Source organism: Streptomyces sp. NPDC014861 (assembly GCF_043081625.1).
GTDB lineage: Bacteria > Actinomycetota > Actinomycetes > Streptomycetales > Streptomycetaceae > Streptomyces.
In genome coordinates, this window is record NZ_JBIBWV010000013.1 from 23,151 (window position 1) to 47,890 (window position 24,740).

Here is a 24,740-nt window from a genome sequence, read left to right on the forward strand (position 1 = left end):
GACGGCCATGCACCAGACCGTTCTTCCGCCGCCCGTCGCCTAGCGCGCGCGGCACCTTCCTCCCGAAGACGACCGACCGGGCTCGGACGGGCGACCTCTCGCCCCCGAGCGGTCCGTCGCCGCCCGCGCGCGGAGCAGGCGACCACCCTTCACCCGGTCCGTCCGCACGGACGACCGTCTTCACGGAGAAACCACGTGTCGAATCCGCATTCCCCTTCCGCCGCGCACCCCGTCCTGCCCGTCGGGCGGAGCCTGGCCTACCTCGTCGTCGCCGGCATCGCCTGGGGCACCGCCGGCGCCGCCGGCTCGCTCGTCTTCCGCAACAGCGACATGGGGCCCCTCGCCCTCTCCTTCTGGCGCTGCGCGGGCGGACTGCTCCTGCTGCTCGCCGTCCCCGCGCTGAAGGCGCTGCGGAGTCCGCGGGAAGGACGGGGCCGCGCGGCCGGCGGGGGCGCGCCCGTCACCGAGACGCGCCGGACCCGGCTGATCCGGATCGGCGGGACCGGGGTCGGGCTCGCCGTCTTCCAGACCGCCTACTTCGCCGCCGTCGAGTCCACCGGGCTCGCCGTCGGCACCGTCGTCACCCTCGGCGCGGGACCCGTCCTCATCGCGATCGGCGCCCGCGTCACGATGGGCGAGCGCCTCGGCCTCGGCGGCCTCGCGGCCGTCACCGGCGCGCTCGCCGGCCTCACCGTCCTCGTGCTGGGCGGCGGGGGAGCCGAGGTCAGGCTCGCCGGCGTCGGGTACGCGGTGCTCTCCGCCGCCGGGTTCGCCGCCCTCACCCTGCTCACCCGATGGCTGGGCCGTACCGGAGGCGGCGCGGCCGGGTCGCTCGCGGGCACCGCGTGGAGCTTCGCGGTCTCGGCCGCCGTCGTGCTGCCCCTGGCTCTCGCCGAGGGACTGCTGCCGCGGACCGACGACCTCGTCCGGCTGCTGCTCCTGCTGCTGTACGTGGCGGCGATCCCGACCGCCCTCGCCTACGCCCTCTACTTCGCCGGGGCCGCGGTCGTGCGGGCCGCCACCGTCTCCGTGATCATGCTCCTGGAGCCGGTCAGCGCGGCCCTGCTCGCCGTCACCCTCCTCGGTGAGGAACTGACCGCCACGACCGTGCTGGGGACCGTCCTGCTGCTCGCCGCCGTCACCGGGCTCGCCCTCGCGGAGGCGCGGGCGGCGGCGGCCGTGCGGCGCGGAGCCGGCGACGGTGTGACCCGGGGACGGACGGACGCGCCAGCCCCTCAGAGCGCGGTCAGGTAGGCGGGCAGGGCGATCGAAGGGTCCAGGTCCGCGGACGGGACCGGGGATCCGGTGGCCGGGGCGACCGGGACCACGCCCGCCCAGTGCGGCAGCCCCAGGTCCTCCTCGTCGTCGTTCGGGCCGGCGGCGCGCACCTTGGCGGAGACCTCCTCCAGGTCGAGCCGGACGACGGCGGTCGCGGCCAGCTCCTTGGTGTTCGCGGGCCGCGAGTCGGCGGCGCGGCCGGGCACCACTTGGTCGACGAGCGCGTCGAGGGCGGCGCGCAGCTCCTCGGGGTCGGTGACCTGGTGCGCGGTGCCGTGGACGACGACCGAGCGGTAGTTGAGCGAGTGGTGGAAGGCGGAGCGGGCGAGGACCAGGCCGTCGACGTGGGTGACGGTGAGGCAGACGGGCAGGCCGGGCGCCTCGGCGTCGTCGGTGGCCCCGCCGGCCCCGCCGGCCCCGCCAGCCCCGCCGGCCCCCGTGGTCCCGGCGGCTCCGGCGGGCTTCGGGCGGGCGGCCATGCGGAGCGGGCGGGAGCCGGTGGAGCCGTGGACGTACAGCCGCTCGCCGATCCGGCCGTAGAGGGTGGGCAGCACGACCGGGGCGCCGTCCCGTATGAAGCCCAGGTGGCCGACGTAGCCCTCGTCGAGGATCGCGTGCACGAGCGCCCGGTCGTACGAGGCGCGCTGCCGGGCGCGGGTGGGCACGGTCCGGTCGGTGGGGGTGTACTCCGGAGAGCCCTCGCCGGGGGTGTGGTCCGCGGTCCGGCCGGCGGGGGCGCGGTCCGCGGGGTGTTCGACGGGGGCGCGGTCCGCGGGGTGTCCGGCGGCGGTGGTCGTGGTGTTCATGGCGGGTCCCCTTGCCCTCTCTATTGCACTAGTGCATAATGTGGTTTGTGCTAGGAGAGTATCGGATCGAGGGCCGTCGTGCATCGGAGATCGCCGCCAGTGTGGAGCGGGGTGTGGCGGCGGGTGCCCTGGAGCCCGGCCAAGCCCTCCCGCCCATGCGGGAGTTGGCCGTCGAGCTGGGCGTGAACCCGAACACCGTCGCCGCCGCGTACCGGACCCTGCGGGAGCGCGGGGTCATCGAGACCGGCGGGCGGCGCGGCAGCCGGGTGCGTCCGCGCCCCGCCACCACCGCGCGCGGCTCGCTGCGCGTCGAGGCGCCGCCCGGCGTCCGGGACCTCAGCGGCGGCAACCCCGACCCCGCCCTGCTGCCGGCGCTCGACGCGGCCTTCGCCGAGGCGGCCCGGCGGTACGCCGTGCGGCCCGGCCTCTACGGCGAGGCCCCCGTCGACCCGGAGTTCGCCCGGCTCGCGCGCGCCGCCTTCGACGCCGACGGAGTCCCCGGCGGGCCGGTCGGCGTGGCCTCGGGCTCCCTCGACGCCATCGAGCGGATCCTCGCCGTCCGTCTCAGGCCCGGCGACGCCGTCGCCGTCGAGGACCCCGGCTGGGGCAGCCTCCTCGACCTCGTGCCCGCCCTCGGCCTCCGGCCCGTACCCGTCGCCGTGGACGACGAGGGGCCGCTCGCGGACGCGGTCGAGCGGGCGATCACCACGGAGGGCGCCCGCGCGGTGATCGTCACCGACCGCGCGCAGAACCCCACCGGAGCCTGCGTCGGCGCCGCGCGCGCCACCGAGCTGCGCCGGGTCCTCGCCGCCCACCCCGGCGTGCTGCTCGTCGAGGACGACCACGGCCACGGCATCGTCACCCGGCGGCTGCGGCCGCTCGCCGGAGTCACCGACAGCTGGGCGCTCGTCCGCTCGGTCGCCAAGGCGTACGGGCCGGACCTGCGCGTCGCCGCCTTCACCGGCGACCCCGAGACCGTCGACCGCGTCCTCGGCCGGCAGCGCCTCGGCCCCGGCTGGGTCAGCCGCCTCCTCCAACAGGCGGTCGCCCACCTGTGGAGCACGGACGCGATCGACCCGGAAGCGGTCGCCGACGCCTACGGGGAGCGGCGGGACGCCCTGGTCCGGGCGCTGGCGCGCCGGGGCGTGGAGGCGCACGGACGCAGCGGCATGAACGTCTGGGTGCCGGTCGCCGACGAGACCGGGGCCGTCGCGCGGCTGCTCGCCGCCGGCTGGGCGGTCGCCCCCGGCGCCCGCTTCCGCATCGCCACCGGGCCCGCCGTCCGCGTCACCGTCTCGTCCCTCTCCCGCGAGGACATCGACCCGCTGGCCGACGCGGTCGCGACGGCCGCGGGCCCGGCCCCCGCCCGCAGCTACGGCTGACGGGACGGGGCCCGGGCGGGCCGGACCGGACCTCCGGGTCAGGTGCGCGCCGGGGCCTTCAGGGGCGCCGCCGCGGCGGCGGGAGCGGGAGTCGTACGGGACGGGGGCGAGGTCCTGGACGACGTACGCGTCTGGGTGAGGGCCGCGCCGAGGAGGATCACCAGGGCGCCGACCGGGGTGTTCCAGGCGAGCCGCTCGCCCAGGAAGGCCACGCCCGCCGCCGTCGCGATGACCGGGACGAAGTACGTGACCATCGAGGCCGTCGTCGGGCCTACCTCGGCGACGACGCCGTACTGGAGCAGCATCGCGTACCCCGTGCCGAGGGCGCCGAGGGCGATCACCGCGAGCAGCGGCAGGAGCTCGACGGAGTCCGGGACGGTCGTGAAGAGCGGGGTGACGACGGCGAGTTGCAGCGCGGCCACGCCGACCTGGCCGGTCGCCAGGGAGAGGTTCGAGGCGCCGCTGCCGCTCAGGGTGCGGCGGACGTAGATCCACCCGACCGCGTAACTGGCCGAGGCGAGCAGGGCCAGCGCCGTGCCCGTCACGTCGAGTCCGGAGAAGCCCTGCCAGGCGCCGAGGACCGTCAGGACGCCGATGAAGCCGATCCCGAGACCCGCCGCGCGCACCCGGGTGGGCCGGTCCTCGGAGAGCGCCACGAGGGACAGGACCATGCCCCAGAGCGGGGTCGTCGCGTTGCAGATCCCCGCCAGAGTCGACGGGATCGTCAGCTCCGCGTAGGCGAAGAGCGAGAACGGCAGGGCGTTGAGCAGGAACGCCGCCACCGTCAGGTGCCCCCACGTCCGCGCCCCGCGCGGCAGCCGGTCCCGCTTCACCACGAGGGCCACCGCCAGCACCGCCGTGCCGAAGAGCAGTCGGCCGAAGGTCACCTGGAAGGGCGCGAATCCCTCCGTGCCGACCTTGATGAACAGGAAGCTGAACCCCCAGATCAGGGCCAGCACGCCGAAGCGGGCCCGCCAGTCGAGGAGACTCGCGCGCAAGGGGCCGCGGGCGGGGGAGGAGATCGGTCCGGGGGAGGAGGCCGGTCCGGAGGGGAAGGACGGTCCGGGCGGGGAGGCGGGTCCGGGCGGGGAGGCGGGGGAGGCTGCGGGGCTCATGCACTCAGGGTGACGGCGAACAACGTCGTAGAACAAGCGAGATTATGTCGACCCTTTCCCTTAGCATTGCTTACATGTTGAACCTGGAGCGCCTGCGCACCCTCGACGCCGTCGCCCGGCACGGCTCCGTCAGCGGAGCCGCCGACGGCCTGCACGTGACCACCTCCGCCGTCTCCCAGCAGCTGTCCAAGCTGGAGCGCGAGGTGGGCCAGCGGCTCCTCGCCAAGAACGGGCGCGGGGTGCGGCTCACCGACGCCGGGCTGCTGCTCGCCGAGCACGCGGCCCGCATCCTCTCCCACGTCCAGCTCGCCCAGGCCGACATCGAGGCCCAGCGCGGCCAGGTCGTCGGCGAGGTCCGGCTGGTCGGCTTCCCGACCGCCGCGCGCGGCCTCTTCCCCGCCGCCCTGGCCTCGCTCCGCGCCCGCCACCCCGATCTGCGGGTCCGCACCGCCGAGTTCGAGCCCGAGCACGGGGTACGGGCGGTGCTGCGCGGCGACGCCGACCTCGCGATCGTCCTGGACTGGAGCAACCGGCGGGCGCCGGTTCCCGGCGAGCTGGAGCGGGCCCACCTGCTCGACGACGCCGCGGACGTCGCCCTGCCCGCCGGCCACCGGCTCGCCGGACGGGAGGCGGTCGACCTGGAGGACTTCGCCGACGAGGAGTGGGTGTCCTGGCCGGAGGGCGAGTTCTGCCACGACTGGCTGATGTTCACCCTCCGCTCCCAGGGCATCGAGCCGCGCATCGCCCACTTCGCCGGTGAGCACCACACCCAGCTCGCCCTCGTCGCCGCAGGACTCGGCGTCTGCGTCACCCCCCGGCTCGGCCGGCCGCACCCGGAGGGCGTGGTCTGCGTGCCCGTACGCCAGCAGATGAGGCGGCACATCTACGCCACCTGGCGCACCGACGCCGGCCGCAGGCCCTCGCTGCGCGCGGTCGTCGAGGCGCTGCGGGAGGCGGGTCGGCCGCACGCCGGCTGAAGATCTGCTGTGGGCCGGCCGCACGCCGGCCTAGCACCGGCCGCACGCCCGACGCGCACCTGCGTAGCGGCGGCCGCGCACCGGCTGAGCGGCGGGCGCGGCCGGGGCCCGTCCGCCGGATCAGGGCCGGGGGCCCTACACCCCGCCGAGCTTGCGGAAGTCCCAGGAGGCGACCGCGTCCGGGGTCAGCCGGAGCCAGGCGTGCCGGCCGTCGTGCGGCATGGCGTCCAGGCCGAAGTTCTTCGCGGCGAAGAGGCGCTCCACCGGGTCGAGTTCGGGGCAGGGCTCGCCCGTGCGCGGCGCTTCGCCGACGAAGACAGCCGTCCCCGACAGCTCGGCCCCGCGCAGTTCTCCGTAGTCCTCGCCGTCGTCCACCAGGACGGAGATCCGGGGATCGGCCCGCAGCTCGGACCAGCGGCGGCTGCGCGTCAGCGAGTACAGCCAGAGCGAGGTGCCGTCCCACGCGAACCAGAGCGCGCTCACATGGGGCCGCCCGTCGGCCGACACGCTCGCGACCCGGCAGGTGCGCTGTTCCGCGAGGAAGGCGTCGAGCTCCTCCGGGGTCATCATGATCCGGCGTCCGCGGCGCTGTGCGACGGTCATCGTCCGCACCCTTCTGGTTGTCCGACGAGGCCGGTCCGGTGCGTGGACGGGACCGAGTTCCCGAGGGGACTGGATTTCTGATGAGACGTCAGAAAGCATGGGCGCACGTCCACGCCGGTGCAAGGGGTACGTCCGAGGGGGAGCGATGAGCGGAAGCGGAACGACGGGCCGAGGGGGAGCCGGGAACCGCCGGGAGGAGCTCGACGAGCGACTGCGCCCGGACACGACGGTGCTGCTCACCATCGAGTGCCAGGAAGGGGTGGTCGGCGAGAGGAGTGCCCTTCCCGAACTCGCCGCCGTCGCCCGGAGGTCGGGTGCCCTGGCCAACGTCGCCCGGCTGGTCGACGCGGCGCACGGCGCCGGCGTCCAGGTCGTCCACGCCGTCGCCGAGCGGCGCCCCGACGGGCGCGGCTCCAACGCCAACGCACGGCTCTTCCACGCCGCCGCGCGGCTCCCTGTGCAACAGCACAGTGGGTCCACGGCGGTGCGGATCGCGGCGCCGATCCAGGTGGCGGACGAGGACCTGGTGGTGCGCCGCCTCCACGGCCTGTCCCCGCTGGCGGGGACGGACGTGGACGCGCTGCTGCGCAACCTCGGCTGCCGGACCCTCGTCGTCACCGGTGTCTCCGCGAATGTGGCCGTGCCCAACGCCGTCTTCGACGCCGTCAACCTCGGCTACACCGTCGTCGTCCCCCGGGACGCGATCGCGGGGGTCCCGGCCGACTACACCCCCGCGATGATCCGCAACACCCTCGCCCTCGTCGCCACCCTCGCCACGACCGACGACCTCCTCACCGCCTGGAAGGCGCCCCGGCGCTCCGCGGTCCGGGAGGGGTGACAGCCGCCGGTCCCCTCAGCCGAAGGAGATGGAGTCGCCCTTCACCTCGATCGGCTCCGGAGGGAGGGGCGAAGGCGCGGGCCCGGACTTCACGCTGCCGTCGTTCACGTCGAACCTGCTCTGGTGGCACGGGCAGATGATCACGCCGTCCTTCACCTCGCTCACCGCGCAGCCGGAGTGGGTGCACTTCGACGAGAAAGCCTTGTACTCGCCGGCCTTCGGCTGCGTGATGACGACGCCTCTGTCCGCGAGGACCTTGCCGCCGCCGACCGGGATGTCCCCGGTCCTGGCGAGCGGGCCCTGGGGCGAGCCGTCCGAGCCGGTGCCGCCCTCCGTGTCCGAGCCTCCGCAGGCGGCCAGTGCCGCCGCCGCGAGCCCCGCCCCGCCCGCCGTCACCACGGTCCGCCGTGCCACTCCGCTCATGCCTGCCCCTCTCCCGTCCGTGCGCTCGTGCGCCGCCGGCCGTACCGCCGGCGCGTTCCCGGAGTGACGGTAGACGCAGTTCCTGTGACGTACGCCCTGTTCGGCGCAGACTCACTCCCCAAGGGCCTTCGGCGTCACGCGCCGAGCCCGCCGGGCGCCCGGCCGTACAGGCGGCGCGTCAGTTCAGGAGGCCGAGCAGCCAGCCGAGCAGGTCCCCCACGGCGCCGAAGGCCCACTGGGCCACCACCACGAGCAGCACGCAGAAGCCGAGGAAGAGCACGGTGCCCCAGCCGCAGCCGTGGCCACCCGGGTCCGGCACGTCGCCGCCGCGCCCGCCCGCCTCGAAGTCGAACAGATCCATGAGAACTCCCCCCGGTCGCCGCGCGGAACCCCCCGGCTCCGCCCCCGTGATCCGAGACTCCGCCGCGGCCCCGCCGGTTCCCGGACCGGCGGGGCCGCGTGCGCGGGGATCAGGAGGTCTCCGCGGTCCCGCGTTCGGCGCGGAAGCCCGTGACGGCCACGGCGACGATGCAGCAGGCGATCACCGTCTCGGCCCAGAGGAAGGCGAGGTAGTCCAGGAGGCTGCCGATCGGCGGTGTGCCGGGGGCGGTGTTGCGGAAGGCGGCGAGGGCGAAGAGCGTGGCGGCCATCCAGCCGAGCGCAGGCCACGTCAGTCCCTTGCGCCCGGTGACGAGGAACCAGGCGCCGAGGAAGACGGAGACGGCCAGGGCCCACATGGCCACCATCATGAAGACGGCGAAGACGAGGACGCTGTCGGAGCGGCCGAGGGAGACGTCGAAGAGCGCGGTCCCGTTCTCCTCGGAGGCGTCCACCGTCGCCGAGAAGAGCGCGTCCGCGTTGGTGAGCGTCATCCGGACGGGGACCGGCTCGCCGCCCTGGACGGCGGTGAACTCGATCGCCGCGTCGTAGGCGTCGAAGGGGTAGTCGGTGATCGAGCCGCCCGTCAGCGTGACGGGCAGGTCCTTGGTCGCGATGCGGCTGTGCGCGGGGAAGGACAGGTCGCCCCGGGTGGAGGTGGAGGTCTGGAGCGTCAGGTCCTCGGTCGGCGAGACGCCGCCGGCCTCGGCCAGGCCGCCTCTGGGGGTGACCAGGACGCGGAGCGTCAGCTCGCGGCCGGCGGCGTCGACGCGCTGGACCGAGGCCAGGACGTCGACCCGGTCCGGGGCGGTGCCGCCCACGGCGTACTCCGTGTCCTGGTTCTGGCGTTCGCCGAACTGGACCCAGACGCCCAGGGCGAGGGCGGCCACGACCAGGAGGCAGGCGAGGACGGCGGGCAGCGGGCCGCCCCGGTTCGGTCCGCGGCGACGGGTGGTGGACACGCTGGCTCTCCCTGGTCGTTTCCGGTCTCGCTCTTCTTCCCCTCGTGGTCAGTCGACCGGCTCGCCGGGCTGGTCGTGGGTCGCGCAGTGGATCCCGCCGCCGCCGGTGGCGATGGTGTCGATGTTCACCTGCACCACGTCCCTCTTGGGGAAGTGCTCCTGGAGGATGCCCCGGGCCCGGTCGTCGGCCTTCCGGTCGCCGAACTTGGGCATGTACACGGCGTCGTTGCCGATGTAGAAGTTCGCGTAGGTGGAGAGGAAGTCGTCGCTGTAGCCCGAGATCCGGTCGGGATCGGGCTGCGGGAGGTCGATGACCTCGAAGCGGCGGCCCTTCGCGTCGGTCGCCCGGCTCAGCACGGACGCGGCCTGGTCCGACGACCGCGACCAGGAGTCGGCGGGCGTGCCGGGGAAGGCGCGGTCGAGGAGGATCACGCCGGGGGCGGTGAACCGGACGAGACTGTCGACGTGCGCGTCGGTGATGTCCTCGCCGCGCACGCCCTTCAGCCAGATCACCTTCTCCATCCCCAGGAGCTCCTTGAGGTCGGCCTCGATCTCGGCGCGGCTCATGCCCGGGTTCCGGTTCTCGTTGACGATGGAGCTCTCGGTGACGAGGAGGGTGCCCTCGCCGTCCGTCTCGAACGAGCCGCCCTCGGAGACGAGCGGCGCCTCCTCGCGGGGGATGCCGTACTTGGCGAGCAGCTTCCGGCCGACCTGGGCGTCGTTGTCGTGGACCTGCTTCTCGCCCCAGCCGTTGAAGTGGAAGTCGACGCCGACGACCTCGCCGCCCTCCTCGACGAAGACCGGGACGGTGTCGCGCGCCCACAGGTCGTCGACGGCGAGCGGGATGACCTCGACGTCCCTGCCGCACGCCTTCTGGGCGGCGGACACCTGGTTCGGCCGCGCCATCATCACGACGTACTCGTACGCGGCGATGGCCCGGGCCACGCGGGCGATGTCCTCCCGTACGTAGGGCAGGTCCTCGCCCCAGACGGAGTCCAGGGCCGGCCACGACATGAAGGTGCGGGCGTGGCTCTCCCACTCGGCGCCCAGGCGGCGGTCCGCGTCGGTCCCGGGGCCCGCCCCGGGGGCGGAGCCGGTGGCGGTCGCCCCCGACCGGCCGGGGTCGGAGGGGCCGCACGCCGCGGAGCCGAGGGCGAGAGCGCCGATCCCGGCGAGCACCCGCAGGGCGGAGCGGCGGGAGGGACGGAAGTCGGACATCTGGGTCTCCGATCGAGTGGGGGGCGGGACCAGGTCAACAGGGTGCACGGACAGGCCCCCGGATCCCCGGCATGGCCGGGCCGGACGAGGCTGCCGTGTCGCCACTCTGACACTGACTGAAAATTCAGTCAAACCCCTGGGTCGTGCGGCGCGCGGTGACCGGAGGTCGTCCGTGGCGCCCGCCGTCAGCGGCTCAGGCGTTCGAGTTCGAGGGTGACCGCCTCCTTCACCAGCTCGCGGGCGTGGGGGAGGGGGAGCGCGCCGCTGAGCCACCGCGTGCTGAGCCCTTCCAGGAGGCCGGTGAGGCGTTCCGCGGAGGCCGTGAGGGCGGGCGCGGGGGCCGTCGGCCGGATGCCGCCCAGCAGGTCCGCGACATCATGGATCCAGGTCAGGGTCGCTCTCGCCAGGTCGCCGCGCAACTCGGGCTCGAAGACCGCGCTGGCCCGCAGCTCCCCCCAGGCCGTGCTGTTCTCCCGGACCTCGGGGAGGTCCTGGAACTCCAGGAGCAGCGACTGCACCAGCTCCTGCCGGGGGTCCCGCGGCAGGTCGGGGGCGTCCCCGCCGGAGGTGTAGCGGTCGGCGCGGTCGCTGATGAACTCCAGGGTGTGCCGCAGGACGCCGGCCCGGTCCTTGAAGTGGTAGTAGATCAGCGCGGTGGACACCCCCGCCTCCGCGGCGAGCTCCTCCATGCGCAGCCCGCGCACTCCGCGCCGGGCTATGACCCGGGCCGCGCCCTCCAGGATGGCGTTTCTGCGGTCCGTCGCCACGTGTGATCCCCTCCCGATGAGTCTGAGCCCTCAGTGTCGCATGTTGACTGAATCTTTAGTTAGATGCACGATGCGCCCATTGCGTCCCTCGCCCCCGGCCCCGTTCCGCTCCGTCCCGCGATCCGACTCGTTCCACCCGTTCCGCCTCGTCGAAAGAGCCACCCATGTCCGCTCAGCTTCCTGGTGCACGGCCCGCTCACGCGGCGCTGACGGCCGACGACCCGCGCGAGATCGGCGGCTACCGCCTCCAGGCACGGCTGGGCTCGGGCGGCATGGGCGTGGTGTACCTCGCGCACACGCCCGGCGGCCGGCCGATCGCCCTCAAGGCGGTGCGGGAGGAGTACGCGGGGGACCCCGGGTTCCGCCTGCGGTTCGCCCAGGAGGTGGCCAGCGCCGAGCGCATCCACGGACTCTTCACGGCGCAGGTGGTCGCCTCGGGGGTGGACGCCCCGACCCCGTGGCTCGCCACCGCGTACGTCCCCGGGCCCTCGCTGCACGAGGTGGTCCGGCGGCACGGCCCGCTCCCGGTGCGGACCGTCCTGCCGCTCCTGGCCGGGATCGCCGAGGCGCTGGAGGCGATCCACCGGGCCGGCGTCGTCCACCGCGACCTCAAGCCCGCCAACGTCCTGCTCGCGGAGGACGGCCCCCGGGTCATCGACTTCGGCATCGCGCGGGCCGCCGACGCGGTCGCGCTGACCGGCACGGGGCTGCGGATCGGCACCGCCGCGTTCATGGCGCCCGAGCAGGCGCTGGGCGCCCCGGTGTCCCCGGCCACCGACGTCTTCGCGCTCGGCGCGCTCGTCGTGTACGTGGTGAGCGGCGAGCCGCCGTTCGGGGCGGGCCCGGAGTCGGCGGCCCTGTACCGGGTGGTCCACGAGGAGCCCGACCTCTCCCGCGTACCGGAGGACCTGCGTGACCTGGCGGCCTGGTGCCTCGCCAAGCGGCCCGAGGGCCGGCCGGCGCCGGCGGAGCTGATCGCGGCCGTCCGCGCCCACCCCCTCGTCGGATCCCGCCCCGAGTTCGGGGAGGGCTGGCTGCCGTGGTGGATCAGCAGCGAGGTCGCGGGGCGGGCGGTGCCCCCGGAGCCCGCCCGGTCCGCGCCGGGGCGGTCGGCGTACCCGGAGCCCGCCCGGTCCGCGCCGGGGCCGGCGTACCAGGACCGCCCTCCGGTCCACGCGCAGCCGACGCTCGCGGCGGGGGCGGTTCCGGGTGCGGCGGTGGTTCCGGGCGTGGGTGTTGTGGATGTGGTTCCGGGTGCGATTCCGGGCGCGGGTGCGCCGAGGAGCGCGGACGCGTCGGGGGAGCCTTCGGCGCGTGGTCGTACGGGGCGCTCCGCCGCGCCCTCCGCGCGGCGGGCGCGGCGGAGCGGGCGGCGCCGGCTCGTGTGGGTCCTGGCCGCGTGCGTCGCCGCCGGCGCGGTCGCCGGCGGGGTGTACCTCATCGGTCCGGTGCCGGGGTCCGGACCGATGAGGTACACCCCGGTCGGGCAGGAGGTCACGCTCACCGCCCCGGACGACAGCTACGAGTTCGATCTGAGGGCCCGGAAGGTCGTCCCGGCGGACACGGCCGGCTGGTACCTGGCGCGGGACCGGTCGGAGTTCGTCCTGCCCGAGGACAGCGACGCCTTCGTGGCCGAGGGGGACGATCTGAGCCCCGCCGACTGCGTGCGAGGCATCGACACGGAGCCCGTCACCCGGGTCGCCTTCGCGGACCTGGCCGACGAGCGCCCCTTCTGCATCCGGGGCGCGGACGCCCGGGAGCTCGTCGTCGTACGGCTGCTGGAGGCCCTGCCGGACGGGGGTCCGGTCACCGCCGTCCTCGAGCCCTACCGGCAGGACTAGACCTCGACGGTCGCCTCGACGGTTCCCGCGCGGACAGTCCGGACGAGATTATTGACTGAATTTTCAGTCTGTTGAACGATGGGTGGCGCCAGGGTCAGGGCTCGGGCTCCTCATCCGCCCCTCCCGCCCCTGCCCGCCCCTCCTCCCACCTCCCTCAGGCAGGACCCTCATGGACACTCCCACCACCTCCCGGCGCCGCCTGCTCCAGGTCGGGGCGGCGGCCCTGCCGCTCGCGGCCCTCGGGTCGGCGCTCCCCTCCGCCGCCGCCCGCGCCGCCACCGGCTCCGCGGCCGAGCCGCTGCGGATGCCCGCCGAGACAGACCGCCACGTGCGTACCTTCATGGCCTGGCCGGCGCTGTCGTCGATCTGGTCCGACACGCTCGACGGCGTCCGCTCCGACATCGCGAAGGTCGCCGACACGATCTCCCGGTACGAGCCGGTCACCGTGCTGGCCCGCTCCTCGCAGGCGGCCGACGCCCGCCACCGGTGCGGTGCGGGGGCGTACTACGGCATCGACATCCTGGAGATCCCCAACGACGACCTCTGGATACGGGACTTCGGCCCCACCTTCGTCGTCGCCCCCGGAGCGGTCGCCGGAGTGGACACCCACTTCAACGGCTGGGGCAAGGCCGGCACCTCCTACGCGCAGCCCTACGCCAACGACGCCCTCGCGGCGGAGGCGCTGCTCGCGCAGTACGGCGTCCCGCGCGTACGCGCCGGGTTCGTCGGTGAGGGCGGCTCGCTGGAGACCGACGGCCAGGGCACCCTCCTCGCCACGGTCAGCTCCCTCGTCAACGCCAACCGGAACCCGGGCATGACGCAGGATCAGGTCGAGCGGGAGATGAAGGCTGCGCTCGGCGTCACGAAGGTGATCTGGGTCCCCGGGCTCGCGGGCCAGGACATCACCGACTGCCACATCGACTGCCTGGCCCGCTTCGCCGCGCCCGGGCACGTCATCCTGGACCGGCCCGGCCCCCGCACCGACCCCCGGTGGGTCGCGGTCCACGAGGAGACGAAGCGGATCCTGGCGAGCGCCACCGACGCGCAGGGGCGCCCTCTGGCCGTCACCGAGCTCACCGGCCCCGACCGGCACAAGATCCGGCGGGGCGGCGACGGCTTCCTCTCCAGCTACACCAACTACTACACGGTGAACGACGCCGTGCTCGTCCCGCACTTCGGCGACGCCGACGCCGACGCCGCGGCCTGTTCGGTCCTCGCGGCGGCCTACCCGGGCCGGAACATCGTCCGGCTGAACATCGACAACATCGCGAGCGGCGGGGGCGGCATCCACTGCGCCACCCAGTCGCAGCCGGCCGTGCCCCCGGCGGCCTGACGGCCGTCGCGCCGGGCGTCCGACGGTCCTCCCTCCGAGCGTCCGACGGCCGGCGCGTCAGCCGTCCGACGACTCTCGGGCCGATGATCCGGACGGCCCGGCCGCCGGGCGTCGGCTGGTGATCCGGCCGGTCGTCCGGCGGCGGGCGGGGCCCGGTAAGGTTCGGGCCATGGCGTCTCGCAGTACTCAGATCCTCGAAGCAGCCGCCCGGGTGATCGCCCGGCGCGGGGTCCGTGGCCTGCGCGTGGAGGAGCTCGCCGCCGAGGCGGGCGTGTCCACCGCGCTGATCTACTACCACTTCAAGGACCGCAACGGGATCCTGCTGAAGACGCTGGAGTTCATCAACGACCGCGCCGAGCGGTACACGACCGAGCGCGACCCGGACGCCGCGCCGCTGAGCGCGCGCGAGGAGCTGGAGCACACCCTGCTGCTCGAACTCCAGGACACCACCGAGGTCCGGGAGAACAGCAGCGCCTGGGGCGAACTGCGGGCCAGCGCCGTCTTCGACGACGTGCTGCGCGAGGACCTGACGCGGGCCACGCTGGTCTGGGTCCAGGAGGTCGCGGCGCTGCTCGGCCGGGTCCAGCCGATGGCCCCGGCGGTCGCCCTCGCGGGCGCGGCCGAGCGGCTCACCGCCCTGCTGGAGGGGCTGAGCATGCGCTGGCTCAGCGGCACGCTCCAGATCTCCCACGCCCGGGCGCTGATGAGCGAGGGCATCGACGCCGAGATCGAGCGCCTCGGCCGCCGCTGACGCGCTCGCTCCGCGCCGGCCCCGTCATGGGGTCGGCGCCATCCGCCGAGGGTCCCCGCCGACCGCTGCGGCTTCCGCTGCGGGGCCGGTGTTGGTGCCGGTGCCGACACCGGGGCCCGGCGGCGGGCTCTCAGGCTTCCTGAGCCGATCCCTGGGCCGACTCCCACGCCGGTCCCTGAGTCGACTCCCGCGCCGGGTCCCTAGCCGACCCCACGCCGGTCCCTGAGCCGACTCCCGCGCCGGATCCGCGCCCTCCGGAGCCCCCCGCCCCCGCGCACCTGAGCCACCCCTAGCTCTCTCCCTGCCGCAACCCGCTGTCCTGAAACCTTGTCCTGAAACCCCGCCTTCACTCTTGACTGAATTTTCAGTCGGGAGGAGGATGCTGTTCACACCGCGTACCCGTCCCCACGTGCGCGCCAGGCTGAGCCGGCGCCGCCGACGGGTACTTCTGGCGAAACGAAGAGAGACCCGTGATGACCGCATTCCGTATGCCCGCCGAATGGTCCGAGCACGAGGCGTGCCTCATGGCCTGGCCCGTCCGCGAGGACCTGTGGAGCAGCGTGCTGGACGACGTCAAGGAGGAGTACGCGAACGTCGCCCGCGCCATCGCCGCCTTCGAGCCCCTGACCATGGTCGCGCCGCCCGGCCACGGCGACGAGGCCAGGGTGAGGTGCGGCGACGGCGTCACCGTCGTCGAGCTGCCGCACGACGACTCGTGGTTCCGCGACTCCGCCCCGCTGTTCGTCCTCGACGGCGAGGGCAACCGCGCCGGCGTGGACTTCCGCTTCAACGCCTGGGGCCGCAAGCACCAGCCGTACGACTCCGACGACCGCGTCAGCGCGCTCCTCCTGGAGCACCTGGGCGTCGAGCGCATCGCCTCCGGCATGATCCTGGAGGGCGGGGCGATCACGGTCGACGGCGAGGGCACCCTCATCACCACGGAGCAGTGCCTGCTCCACCCCAACCGCAACCCCGGCCTGACCCGCGAGCGGATCGAGGCCGAGCTGAAGGCCCGGCTCGGCGTGGAGAAGGTGATCTGGCTTCCGTACGGCGGCCTCCTCGACACGGAGACCGACGGGCACGTCGACGGCGTCTGCGCCTTCGCCGCCCCCGGCACCGTCGTGGTCTCACTGCCCGACGACCCCGACCACCCGGACCACGCCCGGATGCGCGCCAACCGCGCGGTCCTGGAGGCCACCCGAGACGCCCGCGGCCGCCGGCTGGAGATCATCGACGTGCCCCAGACCGCCTACGCCGACATGCCGGGCGGCGAGGTCGAGGTCTCGTACCTCAACTACTACGTGGCCAACGGCGGCGTCGTCGTCCCCGTGGCCGGGCAGCCCCAGGACGAGGCCGCCCTCGCGGTGATCGCCTCCGCCTACCCCGGACGCGAGGTCGTCCCGGTGCGCGCCGCCGCGATCGCGTACGGCGGTGGCGGGGTCCACTGCATCACCCAGCAGGTGCCGGCCGCCCGCGCCTCCGCGTAACGCGCCCGAGTCCGCCGCCGACGGGCCGGCCCCGCGGCCCGTCAGCCCCGTCACCCTCACGGAAAGACAGCGCGACGATGACGACACCTCCCTCCCCGAGCCGCAGACGCCCCGGACGCTTCGGCAGCCCCGTCGGCCCCGTCGGCCCCGTCGGCCCCGGCAGCCCCGGACGCCCCGGCAGCCCCGGACGCCCCGGACGTCGCGGCCGGACGGCCGCCGTGACCGCGGCGCTGTCCGCCCTCGCCCTCCTCGCGGCCTGCTCCGGTCCGCCCAAGGGCGGCGCGGCCGGCGTCGAGGCCCGGCTCTCCGCCACCACGCCCCCCGCGCGCGGCGAGATCGACTCCTTCACCTGGGCCCTCTACGCCGAGCCGCCCACCCTCGACTACACGGTCGCCTTCGACTACCCGCAGAACACGGTCCTGTCCAACGTGTGCGAGAGCCTCATGCGCTGGACGCCGCAGCTCACCGTCGAACCGGGGCTCGCCCGCAGGGCGAGCAACCCCGACCCGCGGACCTGGGTGTACGACCTGCGGCCCGGGGTGCGCTTCCACGACGGGCGGACGATGACCGCCGACGACGTCGTCTTCAGCCTCGGCCGGCAGACCGACCCGAAGAACGCGGCGGCCTGGGCGCAGGTCTTCCAGAACGTCGCGTCGGTCCGCGCGACCGGCCCCCTCCAGGTCACCGTGAGCCTCAAGCGGCCCGACTCCCAGTTCCCGCAGTACATGGCCGGCGCCGCCGGCGTCGTCGCCTCGAAGAAGGGCGTCGAGGCGGCGGGCAAGGACTACGGCACCACCGGAGGCCTCGCCTGCACCGGTCCCTTCGAGCTCGGCGCCTGGCAGAAGGGGCAGTCCATCGAACTCGACCGCTTCGACGACTACTGGGGCACCGGGGCCAAGGCGAAGAAGGCCGTCCTCCGTGTCCTCACCGACCCCTCCGCCCGTACCAACGCCATGCTCAGCGGCGAGATCGACGGCGGCTACCTCATCCCCACCGAGAGCTACGCCCGCCTCAAGGGCGCCGGGGTCGGCACCCTGTACTTCGGCGAGGGACTCAGCACCGTCAACGTCAACATCACGAACATGAAGGGCCCGCTCGGCGACGTCCGGGTCCGCCGGGCCCTCTCCCTCGCCCTCGACCGCTCCGGCTTCGTCAAGGCCGGACTCGGCGGCGCCGGCACCGTCACCAACTCCCTCACCACCCGCGCCGCCTGGGCCTCCGCACCCGAGAGCGCCCTCAGGGCGGCCTTCGACGGACTGCCGCCCACCGCACCGGACGTCGAGAAGGCGAAGGCCCTGGTCGAGGAGGCCGGTGCCACCGGCAAGACCCTGACCATGGTCACCAGCCCCATCGGCCAGGACGTCTCGCTGCTCGCCACCGCCGTCCAGGCCGCCGGCACGCGCATCGGCCTCGACATCCGCCTCAGGACGGTCTCCCCGAACGCCTTCACCGCGCTGTTCACCGACCCCGAGGCGCGTGAGGGCGTCGACATGTTCCCGCTCACCATCTACAACTCGATCACCGACCCCCTCGACCTCCTCACCAACTTCAAGACCGGCGCCTACCTCAACTACGCCGGCCACAGCGACCGGCGGTACGACGAACTCGTCGACCGGGCCACCGCCGCGTACGAGCCCGGCAAGCGGCTGGCGATCGAGGCCGAGCTCAACAGGATCGCCGCCGAGCGGCTCCTCTGGATACCCGTGGCCGAGTGGCCCACCTCGGTCTTCCTCAACAAGAGGATCACCGGCGCCCCCACGACGATCTCGTACATGTACCAGCCGTGGGCCGCCTCCGTGGGAGCGGCGCGGTGAGCTTCCTCCGCTTCGCCGTACGGCGCGTGGCGGAGATGGCCGCGACCCTCCTCGCCGCCTCCTTCGTGGTCTTCGGCGCCCTGTACCTGGCCCCGGGCAGCCCGGCGAGCTTCCTGCTCGCGGGCCGCTCGGCCTCGCCCGAGGCGCTGGCCGAGATCAACGCCCGCCACCACCTGGACGACCCCTTCGCCGTCCGGTACCTGCGCTGGCTCGGAGACATGGTCCAGGGCGACTTCGGGCGCTCCCTCACCTACCGCACCGACGTCTCCCGCCTCCTCGCCGACCGGCTGCCCACCACCCTGCTCCTCATCGGCATGGCGCTCGTCGTGGTCGTGGTCGTCGGCCTCTTCCTCGGCCGGCTCTCCGCCGTCCGCGGCGGCGCCACCGACACCGCCGTCCTCGTCGGCACGACCTTCGCCGTGGGCACGCCGTCGTTCGTCGCCGCCGTGCTGCTCCAGGGCGTGTTCGCCGTGAAGCTCGGCTGGTTCCCCAGCAGTGGCGCCGGCGACGGCTTCCTCGACCGGGTCTGGCACCTGACCCTGCCCGCGATCGCCCTCGCGCTCTACCTGATCGGCATGCTCGCCCGGGTCACCCGCTCCGCCATGCTCGAAGCCCTCGACAGCGAGCACGTCACCGTCGCCCGCAGCCGGGGCGTCCCCGAGCGCCAGGTCATCCGCCGCCACGTCTTCCGCAACTCGCTCGGCACCGTCCTCACCACCGGCGGCCTCATCGTCTCCACCCTGCTCGTCTGCACGATCCTCGTGGAGACCGCGTTCAGCATCGGCGGCGTCGGCCAGCTCCTCGAACTGTCCACCTCGACCAAGGACTTCCCGACCGTCCAGGCGATCTCCCTGATCATCGTCGCTCTCTTCATGTCCGTGAACCTGATCGTCGACCTGCTGCTCCCGCTGGTCGACCCCAGGATCGCGCTCGGAACGAGGAGCTCCTCCGCATGACCGCCGTCCTCACGCGCCGGCCCGGCCTCGCCCGGCTCCGTACCACCCGGTCCCCGCTCCACCTGCTCTGCCTCGGCCTCGTCGGGATCGTCACCGCCGCCGCCCTGCTGGCGCCCTGGATCGTCCCGTACGACCCCAACGAGATCGACCTCGGCAACGCGCTCGCGGGCCCTTCCGCCGCGCACCCGCTCGGCGTCGACGCCGCCGGCCGCGACACCCTCTCCCGGCTGCTGCTCGGCGCCCGCACCTCCCTGCTCGGGCCCCTCGGCGTCGTACTCTTCTCCACGCTCGCCGGCCTCGCGATCGGCATGGCCGCCGCCTGGCGCGGCGGCTGGCTCGACTCCGTCCTCTCCCGCACCACCGAACTCGTCTTCGCGTTCCCCGGCATGCTGCTCGCGATCCTGATCATCTCGATCCACGGCGAGGGGCTGCTCGCCCCCGTCATCGCGCTGTCGCTCGCCTATCTGCCGTACGTCAGCCGGCTCACCCGCTCGCTCGTCCTCGCCGAACGCGCCCGGCCCTACGTGAGCGCCTACCAGGTCCAGGGCCACTCGGCGCTCCAGATCTGCCTGCGCCACATCCTGCCCAACATCGCCCCCGTCGTCCTCGCCCAGTCCACCATCAACTTCGGCTACGCGCTCATGGACCTGGCCGGCCTGTCCTTCCTCGGCCTCGGCGTCCCCGCCCTCACGCCCGACTGGGGCCGCATGGTCTTCGACGGACAGACCGCGGTCCAGCACGGCTACCCGCTCTCCGCGGTCCTGCCCTGCGTGTTCATCGTGCTGACCGTCGTCGCCTTCAACGTCGTCGGCGAGCGCTGGGCCGACCGCGTCGCCAGGAGAGACCGATGATCCCCACGACACCTCCGCACGCACTCGACGTCCAGGGACTGAGGGTCACGCTGCCCGGCACCGCCCGGCCCGTCCTCGACGGCGTCGACCTGCACGTCGCCGCCGGGGAGACCGTCGCCCTCGTCGGCGAGTCCGGCTCCGGGAAGTCCCTCACCTCGCGCGGCGCGCTCGGCCTGCTGCCGCCCGGCGCGGCCGTCGAGGGCCGGATCCGCGTCCGCGGCCACGACGTCCTCGCCATGAAGGCCGAACAACTGCGGGCCCTGCGCACCGACACCGTCGCCATGATCTTCCAGGACCCCCGGTCCGCCCTCAACCCGATGCGCCGCATCGGCGACTTCCTCACCGAGAGCGTCACCCTCACCCGGACCATGAACCGGGCCGACGCCACCGCCCGCGCCGTCGAACTCCTCGGCGCCGTCGGCCTGGACGACTCCGCGCTGCGCAAGTACCCCAGCCAGGTCTCCGGCGGCATGCTGCAACGCGTCATGATCGCCGCCGCGCTCATGGGCGACCCCGAGCTGCTCCTCGCCGACGAGCCCACCACCGCGCTCGACGTCACCACCCAGGCCGAGGTCGTCGCCCTCCTCGCCGAACTGCGCGCCCGCTTCCGCACCGGACTGCTCTTCGTCACCCACGACCTCGACCTCGCCGCCGCCATCAGCGACCGCGTCTACGTCATGTACGCCGGCCGGATCGCCGAGAGCGGACCCGCCGAGGCCCTCTTCGCCGCGCCCCGGCACCCGTACACCGCCGCCCTGCTGGCCTCCACCCCCCGCCTCGAAGCGCCCGGTGGCCGTCTCGCCGCCATCGACGGACAACCCCCGGACCTGCGGCGGGAGTTGGACGGCTGCCCGTTCGCCGCCCGCTGCCCCCTCGCCACCGACCTCTGCGCCCGGCAGGCACCGGAGCCGAGGACCGCGCCCGGCCTCCCGGCCCACCAGGCCGCCTGCCACCACACCGACCGGCTCGAAGGGAGCCCCGCCGATGCCTGAGAACGCCCTGGAGGCCGTCGGCCTCCACCGTGCCTTCGGGAGCGTCCCCGCCGTCGACGACGTCTCCTTCGTCCTCCCCGAGGGCGGTTCCCTGGGCATCGTCGGGGGGTCGGGCTCCGGCAAGACCACCACCGCCCGCATCGTCGTCGGCCTGGAGCGGGCCGACGCCGGAGAGGTACGGATCCGGGGCAGGGTCCGGACCGCCGGCGGCCGCGGCAGGGCCCGGCGACTGGCCCGCGCCCGCGAGGTCCAGATGGTCTTCCAGGACCCGTACCTCTCCCTCGACCCCCGCACCAGCGTCGAGCAGGTGCTGCGCGAGACCCTGCGCCTGCACTTCCCCGGCACGGACCACGACCGGCGCGTCCGCGAACTCCTCGACCAGGTCGGGCTGGGGACCCGGGCCGCCGACGCCCGCCCCCGTCAGCTCTCCGGCGGCCAGCGCCAGCGGGTCGCCATCGCCCGCGCCCTCGCCGTCGAACCCGCCGTCCTCGTCCTGGACGAGGCGGTCGCCGCCCTCGACGTCTCCGTCCAGGCCCAGATCCTCAACCTGCTCGCCGACATCCGCGAGCAGACCCGGATCGGCTACCTGTTCATCACCCACGACCTCGGTGTGGTCCGCTGCGTCACCGACGAGGTCGTCGTCATGCGCCAGGGCCGCGTCGTCGAGGCCGGCCGCACCGCCGACGTCCTCGCCGCGCCCGAACACCCCTACACCCGGCTGCTGCTGGAATCGGTGCCCCGCCCCGGCTGGGACCCCGAGGCGATCGCCGCCGCCCGCCGGGCCCTCTGACGTCCGGCGAGGCCCCTCCGCCGACCGGCATCCGCCGTCCCGCTCCGACCTCCCCGGCGGGCGTCCCCGCCCGCAGGCACCCGCCGGCCTCCCCGCCGTCACCCTCCGACCTTCCCGGTACGGGTGCTCCCCGCCCGCCGTGCCCCCACCCCCCCCATGGGCCCGCCCTCCGCGTCGCCGCGCACGTCACGGTCACGCGGGTCGCGGGTCCGCCCACCACAGGAGACCGACCATGAACGAGCAGACCGCAGGACGCCACGCCCGCCGTGGCCTGAACCGGCGCGGATTCCTCGTCGCCACCGGCGCGACCGCCGTCGGCGCCGTCCTCGCGACGACCCTGCCCGAACGCGCCGACGCCATCGCGCGCCCCTTCCGGGTCCCGATCGAGGACGTCCGCCACACCCGCACCTGGATGGCCTGGCCCGACTCCACCGCGATCTGGGGCGGCCGGCTCGGCGGCGTGCAGGCGGACATCGCGCTCATCGCCCGCACGATCGCGAAGTACGAGCCGGTCGTCCTGTGCGCCAACTCCGGCAGCGCCGCGAAGGCCCGGGCGCTGTGCGGGCCCACGGTCACCGTGATCAGTTCCATCCCGGTCGACGACTGCTGGATGCGCGACACGGGCCCGGTCTTCCGCACCGACGGCGCCGGCGGGCTGGACGCCGTCGGCCTCAACTTCAACGGCTGGGGCGACAAGCAGGCCCACGCCAAGGACGCCCGCGTCGCCGAACGGATCGCCGCCTGGGCCGACGTGCCCTTCACCCACGCCGACGTGGTCGGCGAGGGCGGCGGCGTCGAGCAGGACGGCGCCGGCACCCTCATGGCCACCCGCAGCAGCTGGGTGAACCGCAACCGCAACCCCGGGATGTCGGAGCGCCGGATCACGGACGCCCTGTGCGACGCGTACGGCGCCTCCAAGGTCATCTGGTTCGACGGCGTGTACGGACAGGACATCACCGACGACCACGTCGACGCGACCTCCCGCTTCCTCGCCCCCGGCGAGGCCCTCGTCCAGATGCCCCTCTCCTCGGAATCCGACGACTACGCCCGCGACGCCCGGCAGCAGTTCGCCGTCCTGTCCCGCTCCACCACCGCCGCCGGCCGGCCCATCGACACCCTGCGCCTCCAGGGCCCCGACTACGAGAAGATCCGCTCCACCGACCGCGGTTTCCTCGCCTCGTACGCCAACTTCTACCTCTGCAACGACGCCGTCATCAGCGCCCGGTTCGGCGACCGGCGCGCCGACGAGGCGGCGCGCGCCACCCTCGCCCGGCTCTACCCGGACCGCGTGATCGAGCAGCTCGACATCGACCGCCTCGGCACCGGGGGCGGCGGCATCCACTGCGTCACCCAGCAGCAGCCCGTCGCCTGAGCCGGGAGGTCCGCCCGGTATCCGTGCGGCGCGCGGCCCCGACCTGCGGATCGGTGCGCCGGGCGGACCTCCGACGACGAAATCCGTAGCGAAAGTTCCGTCAATTCATCGCGTTCAATGGATTGACTGAAATTTAGGTCAGTTCCTACGGTGTCTGCATCCGAGCGGCGCCCGGGGTTCTCAGGTGCCTGCCGGATTCGTGCACGCACCCGTGAACAGGAGCCCGCATGGGGCCAGTTGCCTCGCAGACGGATGATCCCGCCCGACCCGCCGGGATCGAGCAGCACTCGATCGACTGGGTGCCCCTCTCGGAACGCCACGGCAAACCGTCGGACGTCGGGGCCATCTGGTTCGTCGGCAGTCTCAACCTCACCGGTCTGGCGACCGGCGTCGTGACCCTCTCCATGGGGGCCTCGCTCGTCTGGACGGTCACGGCCACCGTCCTCGGCTCCCTCTTCGGCACGTTCTTCATGGCGTTCCACTCGGCCCAGGGGCCCCAGCTGGGCCTTCCGCAACTGGTGCAGTCCCGGCCGCAGTTCGGCTATCTGGGCGCCGCCCTCACCGTGTGGGTCTTCGCCCTGGTGAACTACGTGGCCTTCAACACCTCCGACGCGCTCCTCTCCGGCCAGGCCATGAACCTGCTCACCGGGATGCCGAACACGGTCGGCTACGTGCTGGCCGCCGCGGTGGCGACCGTGATCGCCCTGTTCGGGTACGAGTGGATCCACCGCATCAACGGCTGGCTCACCTGGCCCTTCGTCGCGGTCACCGCGGCCGTCACCGCCTCCGCCCTCTTCGGCGGCGGGCTGCCGGACGGCGTCTGGGAACCAGGACCCTTCGAACTCGCCCCGTTCATGCTGGTGTTCGTCTTCGTCGCCGGCTTCCAGCTCGGCTGGGCGCCGTACGTCTCCGACTACTCGCGCTATCTCAGACCCGACGTCCCCGTCCGCTCCACCTTCTGGTGGACGTACCTGCCGAGCGCGGTCTCCGGCATCTGGGTCTTCGTCCTCGGCGCCGTCGTCTCCGCCGGCGCTCCCGAGGGCACCGATCCCGTCACCGCCCTGAAGACGGCGGCGGACCGGCTGTTCGACGGATTCGGCACCGTGGCGGTCGTCGTCCTCCTGGTCGGACTGCTCTCCATCATGGCGATCAACCAGTACGGCGGCAGCCTCACCATGATCTCGATCATGGACTCGTTCCGCCCGGTCAAGCCGACGCGGAGGCTCCGCGTCGTGACGATCGGCATCATGCTGGCCGCCGTCGGCACGGTCTCGTCCCTCGTCGGCATCGACCGCTTCACCTGGTTCTACTCCCACGTGGTCGTCGCCCTGACCTACCTCTTCATCCCGTGGACGGCGATCAACCTGGTCGACTTCTTCTTCGTCCGGCGCGGCCAGTACGTCGTCAGGGAGATCTTCAACCCCCGCGGGATATACGGCCGGTGGGGCTGGCGGGGCAACCTCGCCTACCTCGTCGGACTGGTCTGCATGGCCCCGTTCATGGTCGTCACCGACGTCTACGTCGGGCCCGCCGCGCGCCTGCTCGGCGGCGTCGACTGCTCCCTCCTCGTCGGCCTGCCGGTGGCCGGCGGGCTCTATCGGGCCCTCGCCCGCAGCCTCGACCTGGCCGCCGAGCGCCGGATGGTCCGGGAGGAGGGGCTGCTGGACCGACTCCACTGACCTCGCCGCACCCGTACACGTGGCGGCGCCGGCGTCCGCGCCGGACGCGCATCCGTACCCGTACCGCGCCGGCCGCCGAGCCGGACGCGCACCGCACTCGTACCGCACCCGCACCCGTACGCACAGA

23 protein-coding genes are annotated in these 24,740 nt (G+C 73.9%); 15 read left to right on the top strand and 8 right to left on the bottom strand.

Features of this window, described 5'->3' with window-relative positions:
* The first annotated feature begins 195 nt into the window (after positions 1 to 195).
* Positions 196 to 1,254: a DMT family transporter gene (locus ACF1BN_RS23950; RefSeq protein WP_392333632.1), complete on the top strand. Its 1,059-nt coding sequence runs from the start codon at positions 196 to 198 to the stop codon at positions 1,252 to 1,254.
* On the opposite strand, the gene ACF1BN_RS23955 is transcribed toward ACF1BN_RS23950, so the two are convergent.
* Positions 1,236 to 2,084, bottom strand: coding sequence for a pyridoxamine 5'-phosphate oxidase family protein (locus tag ACF1BN_RS23955; RefSeq protein ID WP_392333633.1), 849 nt, complete (start codon positions 2,082 to 2,084; stop codon positions 1,236 to 1,238). The genes ACF1BN_RS23950 and ACF1BN_RS23955 overlap by 19 nt on opposite strands.
* 47 nt (positions 2,085 to 2,131) lie before the next feature.
* Here ACF1BN_RS23955 and ACF1BN_RS23960 point away from each other — a divergent pair, with 47 nt between their 5' ends.
* Entirely contained in the window at positions 2,132 to 3,466 is a 1,335-nt protein-coding gene (locus tag ACF1BN_RS23960) for an aminotransferase class I/II-fold pyridoxal phosphate-dependent enzyme (protein ID WP_392333634.1), read from the top strand.
* A gap of 38 nt (positions 3,467 to 3,504) precedes the next feature.
* Here ACF1BN_RS23960 and ACF1BN_RS23965 read toward each other — a convergent pair whose 3' ends face one another.
* Positions 3,505 to 4,581 carry a DMT family transporter gene (locus ACF1BN_RS23965; protein ID WP_392333635.1) on the bottom strand — a complete coding sequence of 359 codons (1,077 nt, stop codon included), beginning with the start codon at positions 4,579 to 4,581 and terminating at the stop codon, positions 3,505 to 3,507.
* A 74-nt stretch (positions 4,582 to 4,655) separates the two neighbouring features.
* On the opposite strand from ACF1BN_RS23965, the gene ACF1BN_RS23970 reads away from it, so the two are divergent.
* Positions 4,656 to 5,558 carry a LysR substrate-binding domain-containing protein gene (locus ACF1BN_RS23970; RefSeq protein ID WP_387276414.1) on the top strand — a complete coding sequence of 301 codons (903 nt, stop codon included), beginning with the start codon at positions 4,656 to 4,658 and terminating at the stop codon, positions 5,556 to 5,558.
* 135 nt (positions 5,559 to 5,693) lie between these two features.
* Here ACF1BN_RS23970 and ACF1BN_RS23975 read toward each other — a convergent pair whose 3' ends face one another.
* Positions 5,694 to 6,161: a pyridoxamine 5'-phosphate oxidase family protein gene (locus ACF1BN_RS23975; protein WP_392333636.1), complete on the bottom strand. Its 468-nt coding sequence runs from the start codon at positions 6,159 to 6,161 to the stop codon at positions 5,694 to 5,696.
* A gap of 145 nt (positions 6,162 to 6,306) precedes the next feature.
* On the opposite strand from ACF1BN_RS23975, the gene ACF1BN_RS23980 reads away from it, so the two are divergent.
* Positions 6,307 to 6,999, top strand: a complete 693-nt coding sequence (locus tag ACF1BN_RS23980) for a cysteine hydrolase (protein ID WP_392333637.1) — start codon at positions 6,307 to 6,309, stop codon at positions 6,997 to 6,999.
* A 15-nt stretch (positions 7,000 to 7,014) separates the two neighbouring features.
* Here the strand turns inward: ACF1BN_RS23980 and ACF1BN_RS23985 are convergent, their stop codons facing one another.
* From ACF1BN_RS23985 to ACF1BN_RS24005, 5 genes are all read right to left on the bottom strand, one after another.
* Positions 7,015 to 7,422 (bottom strand): Rieske (2Fe-2S) protein, encoded by a 408-nt coding sequence (locus ACF1BN_RS23985; protein WP_392333638.1) that lies wholly within the window; start codon positions 7,420 to 7,422, stop codon positions 7,015 to 7,017.
* 178 nt (positions 7,423 to 7,600) lie between these two features.
* Positions 7,601 to 7,783: a hypothetical protein gene (locus ACF1BN_RS23990; protein ID WP_392333639.1), complete on the bottom strand. Its 183-nt coding sequence runs from the start codon at positions 7,781 to 7,783 to the stop codon at positions 7,601 to 7,603.
* Between the two features lie 109 nt (positions 7,784 to 7,892).
* Entirely contained in the window at positions 7,893 to 8,762 is an 870-nt protein-coding gene (locus ACF1BN_RS23995; RefSeq protein ID WP_392333640.1) for a DUF4436 domain-containing protein, read from the bottom strand.
* 48 nt (positions 8,763 to 8,810) lie between these two features.
* Positions 8,811 to 9,980: an agmatine/peptidylarginine deiminase gene (locus ACF1BN_RS24000; RefSeq protein ID WP_392333641.1), complete on the bottom strand. Its 1,170-nt coding sequence runs from the start codon at positions 9,978 to 9,980 to the stop codon at positions 8,811 to 8,813.
* Between the two features lie 185 nt (positions 9,981 to 10,165).
* Entirely contained in the window at positions 10,166 to 10,747 is a 582-nt protein-coding gene (locus ACF1BN_RS24005; RefSeq protein ID WP_392333642.1) for a TetR/AcrR family transcriptional regulator, read from the bottom strand.
* Between the two features lie 164 nt (positions 10,748 to 10,911).
* Here ACF1BN_RS24005 and ACF1BN_RS24010 point away from each other — a divergent pair, with 164 nt between their 5' ends.
* The 11 genes from ACF1BN_RS24010 (at position 10,912) to ACF1BN_RS24060 (ending at position 24,613) form a co-directional block, all read left to right on the top strand.
* Complete coding sequence (locus ACF1BN_RS24010; RefSeq protein ID WP_392333643.1) at positions 10,912 to 12,588, top strand: serine/threonine-protein kinase; 1,677 nt, start codon at positions 10,912 to 10,914, stop codon at positions 12,586 to 12,588.
* A gap of 169 nt (positions 12,589 to 12,757) precedes the next feature.
* Entirely contained in the window at positions 12,758 to 13,921 is a 1,164-nt protein-coding gene (locus ACF1BN_RS24015) for an agmatine deiminase family protein (RefSeq protein WP_392333644.1), read from the top strand.
* Between the two features lie 169 nt (positions 13,922 to 14,090).
* Entirely contained in the window at positions 14,091 to 14,672 is a 582-nt protein-coding gene (locus ACF1BN_RS24020; protein WP_392333645.1) for a TetR/AcrR family transcriptional regulator, read from the top strand.
* Between the two features lie 473 nt (positions 14,673 to 15,145).
* On the top strand, positions 15,146 to 16,159 hold the full coding sequence (locus tag ACF1BN_RS24025) for an agmatine/peptidylarginine deiminase (RefSeq protein WP_392333646.1): 1,014 nt from the start codon (positions 15,146 to 15,148) through the stop codon (positions 16,157 to 16,159).
* A gap of 77 nt (positions 16,160 to 16,236) precedes the next feature.
* Complete coding sequence (locus ACF1BN_RS24030; RefSeq protein ID WP_392333647.1) at positions 16,237 to 17,973, top strand: ABC transporter substrate-binding protein; 1,737 nt, start codon at positions 16,237 to 16,239, stop codon at positions 17,971 to 17,973.
* The gene (locus ACF1BN_RS24035) at positions 17,970 to 18,929 is read left to right on the top strand and encodes an ABC transporter permease (protein WP_392333648.1); all 960 of its coding nucleotides are present in this window, start codon (positions 17,970 to 17,972) and stop codon (positions 18,927 to 18,929) included. The genes ACF1BN_RS24030 and ACF1BN_RS24035 overlap by 4 nt, the downstream gene beginning before the upstream one ends.
* Complete coding sequence (locus tag ACF1BN_RS24040) at positions 18,926 to 19,780, top strand: ABC transporter permease (protein ID WP_392333649.1); 855 nt, start codon at positions 18,926 to 18,928, stop codon at positions 19,778 to 19,780. The genes ACF1BN_RS24035 and ACF1BN_RS24040 overlap by 4 nt, the downstream gene beginning before the upstream one ends.
* Positions 19,777 to 20,772 carry an ABC transporter ATP-binding protein gene (locus tag ACF1BN_RS24045; protein ID WP_392333650.1) on the top strand — a complete coding sequence of 332 codons (996 nt, stop codon included), beginning with the start codon at positions 19,777 to 19,779 and terminating at the stop codon, positions 20,770 to 20,772. The genes ACF1BN_RS24040 and ACF1BN_RS24045 overlap by 4 nt, the downstream gene beginning before the upstream one ends.
* Complete coding sequence (locus tag ACF1BN_RS24050; RefSeq protein WP_392333651.1) at positions 20,765 to 21,562, top strand: ABC transporter ATP-binding protein; 798 nt, start codon at positions 20,765 to 20,767, stop codon at positions 21,560 to 21,562. The genes ACF1BN_RS24045 and ACF1BN_RS24050 overlap by 8 nt, the downstream gene beginning before the upstream one ends.
* 232 nt (positions 21,563 to 21,794) lie before the next feature.
* A complete protein-coding gene (locus tag ACF1BN_RS24055) occupies positions 21,795 to 22,934 on the top strand; it encodes an agmatine/peptidylarginine deiminase (RefSeq protein ID WP_392333652.1) in 1,140 nt (379 codons plus the stop codon).
* A gap of 227 nt (positions 22,935 to 23,161) precedes the next feature.
* Positions 23,162 to 24,613, top strand: a complete 1,452-nt coding sequence (locus tag ACF1BN_RS24060) for a purine-cytosine permease family protein (RefSeq protein WP_392333653.1) — start codon at positions 23,162 to 23,164, stop codon at positions 24,611 to 24,613.
* Positions 24,614 to 24,740: the final 127 nt, after the last annotated feature.

What these genes read in the sequence shown, in the direction of transcription:
- ACF1BN_RS23955 (WP_392333633.1), bottom strand. Translation starts at nt 2,084, where the DNA reads ATGAACACCACGACCACCGCCGCCGGACACCCCGCGGACCGCGCCCCC.
- ACF1BN_RS23965 (WP_392333635.1), bottom strand. Translation starts at nt 4,581, where the DNA reads ATGAGCCCCGCAGCCTCCCCCGCCTCCCCGCCCGGACCCGCCTCCCCG.
- ACF1BN_RS23970 (WP_387276414.1), top strand. Translation starts at nt 4,656, where the DNA reads ATGTTGAACCTGGAGCGCCTGCGCACCCTCGACGCCGTCGCCCGGCAC.
- ACF1BN_RS23975 (WP_392333636.1), bottom strand. Translation starts at nt 6,161, where the DNA reads ATGACCGTCGCACAGCGCCGCGGACGCCGGATCATGATGACCCCGGAG.
- ACF1BN_RS23980 (WP_392333637.1), top strand. Translation starts at nt 6,307, where the DNA reads ATGAGCGGAAGCGGAACGACGGGCCGAGGGGGAGCCGGGAACCGCCGG.
- ACF1BN_RS23985 (WP_392333638.1), bottom strand. Translation starts at nt 7,422, where the DNA reads ATGAGCGGAGTGGCACGGCGGACCGTGGTGACGGCGGGCGGGGCGGGG.
- ACF1BN_RS23990 (WP_392333639.1), bottom strand. Translation starts at nt 7,783, where the DNA reads ATGGATCTGTTCGACTTCGAGGCGGGCGGGCGCGGCGGCGACGTGCCG.
- ACF1BN_RS24000 (WP_392333641.1), bottom strand. Translation starts at nt 9,980, where the DNA reads ATGTCCGACTTCCGTCCCTCCCGCCGCTCCGCCCTGCGGGTGCTCGCC.
- ACF1BN_RS24010 (WP_392333643.1), top strand. Translation starts at nt 10,912, where the DNA reads ATGTCCGCTCAGCTTCCTGGTGCACGGCCCGCTCACGCGGCGCTGACG.
- ACF1BN_RS24015 (WP_392333644.1), top strand. Translation starts at nt 12,758, where the DNA reads ATGGACACTCCCACCACCTCCCGGCGCCGCCTGCTCCAGGTCGGGGCG.
- ACF1BN_RS24020 (WP_392333645.1), top strand. Translation starts at nt 14,091, where the DNA reads ATGGCGTCTCGCAGTACTCAGATCCTCGAAGCAGCCGCCCGGGTGATC.
- ACF1BN_RS24025 (WP_392333646.1), top strand. Translation starts at nt 15,146, where the DNA reads ATGACCGCATTCCGTATGCCCGCCGAATGGTCCGAGCACGAGGCGTGC.
- ACF1BN_RS24030 (WP_392333647.1), top strand. Translation starts at nt 16,237, where the DNA reads ATGACGACACCTCCCTCCCCGAGCCGCAGACGCCCCGGACGCTTCGGC.
- ACF1BN_RS24040 (WP_392333649.1), top strand. Translation starts at nt 18,926, where the DNA reads ATGACCGCCGTCCTCACGCGCCGGCCCGGCCTCGCCCGGCTCCGTACC.
- ACF1BN_RS24045 (WP_392333650.1), top strand. Translation starts at nt 19,777, where the DNA reads ATGATCCCCACGACACCTCCGCACGCACTCGACGTCCAGGGACTGAGG.
- ACF1BN_RS24050 (WP_392333651.1), top strand. Translation starts at nt 20,765, where the DNA reads ATGCCTGAGAACGCCCTGGAGGCCGTCGGCCTCCACCGTGCCTTCGGG.
- ACF1BN_RS24055 (WP_392333652.1), top strand. Translation starts at nt 21,795, where the DNA reads ATGAACGAGCAGACCGCAGGACGCCACGCCCGCCGTGGCCTGAACCGG.
- ACF1BN_RS24060 (WP_392333653.1), top strand. Translation starts at nt 23,162, where the DNA reads ATGGGGCCAGTTGCCTCGCAGACGGATGATCCCGCCCGACCCGCCGGG.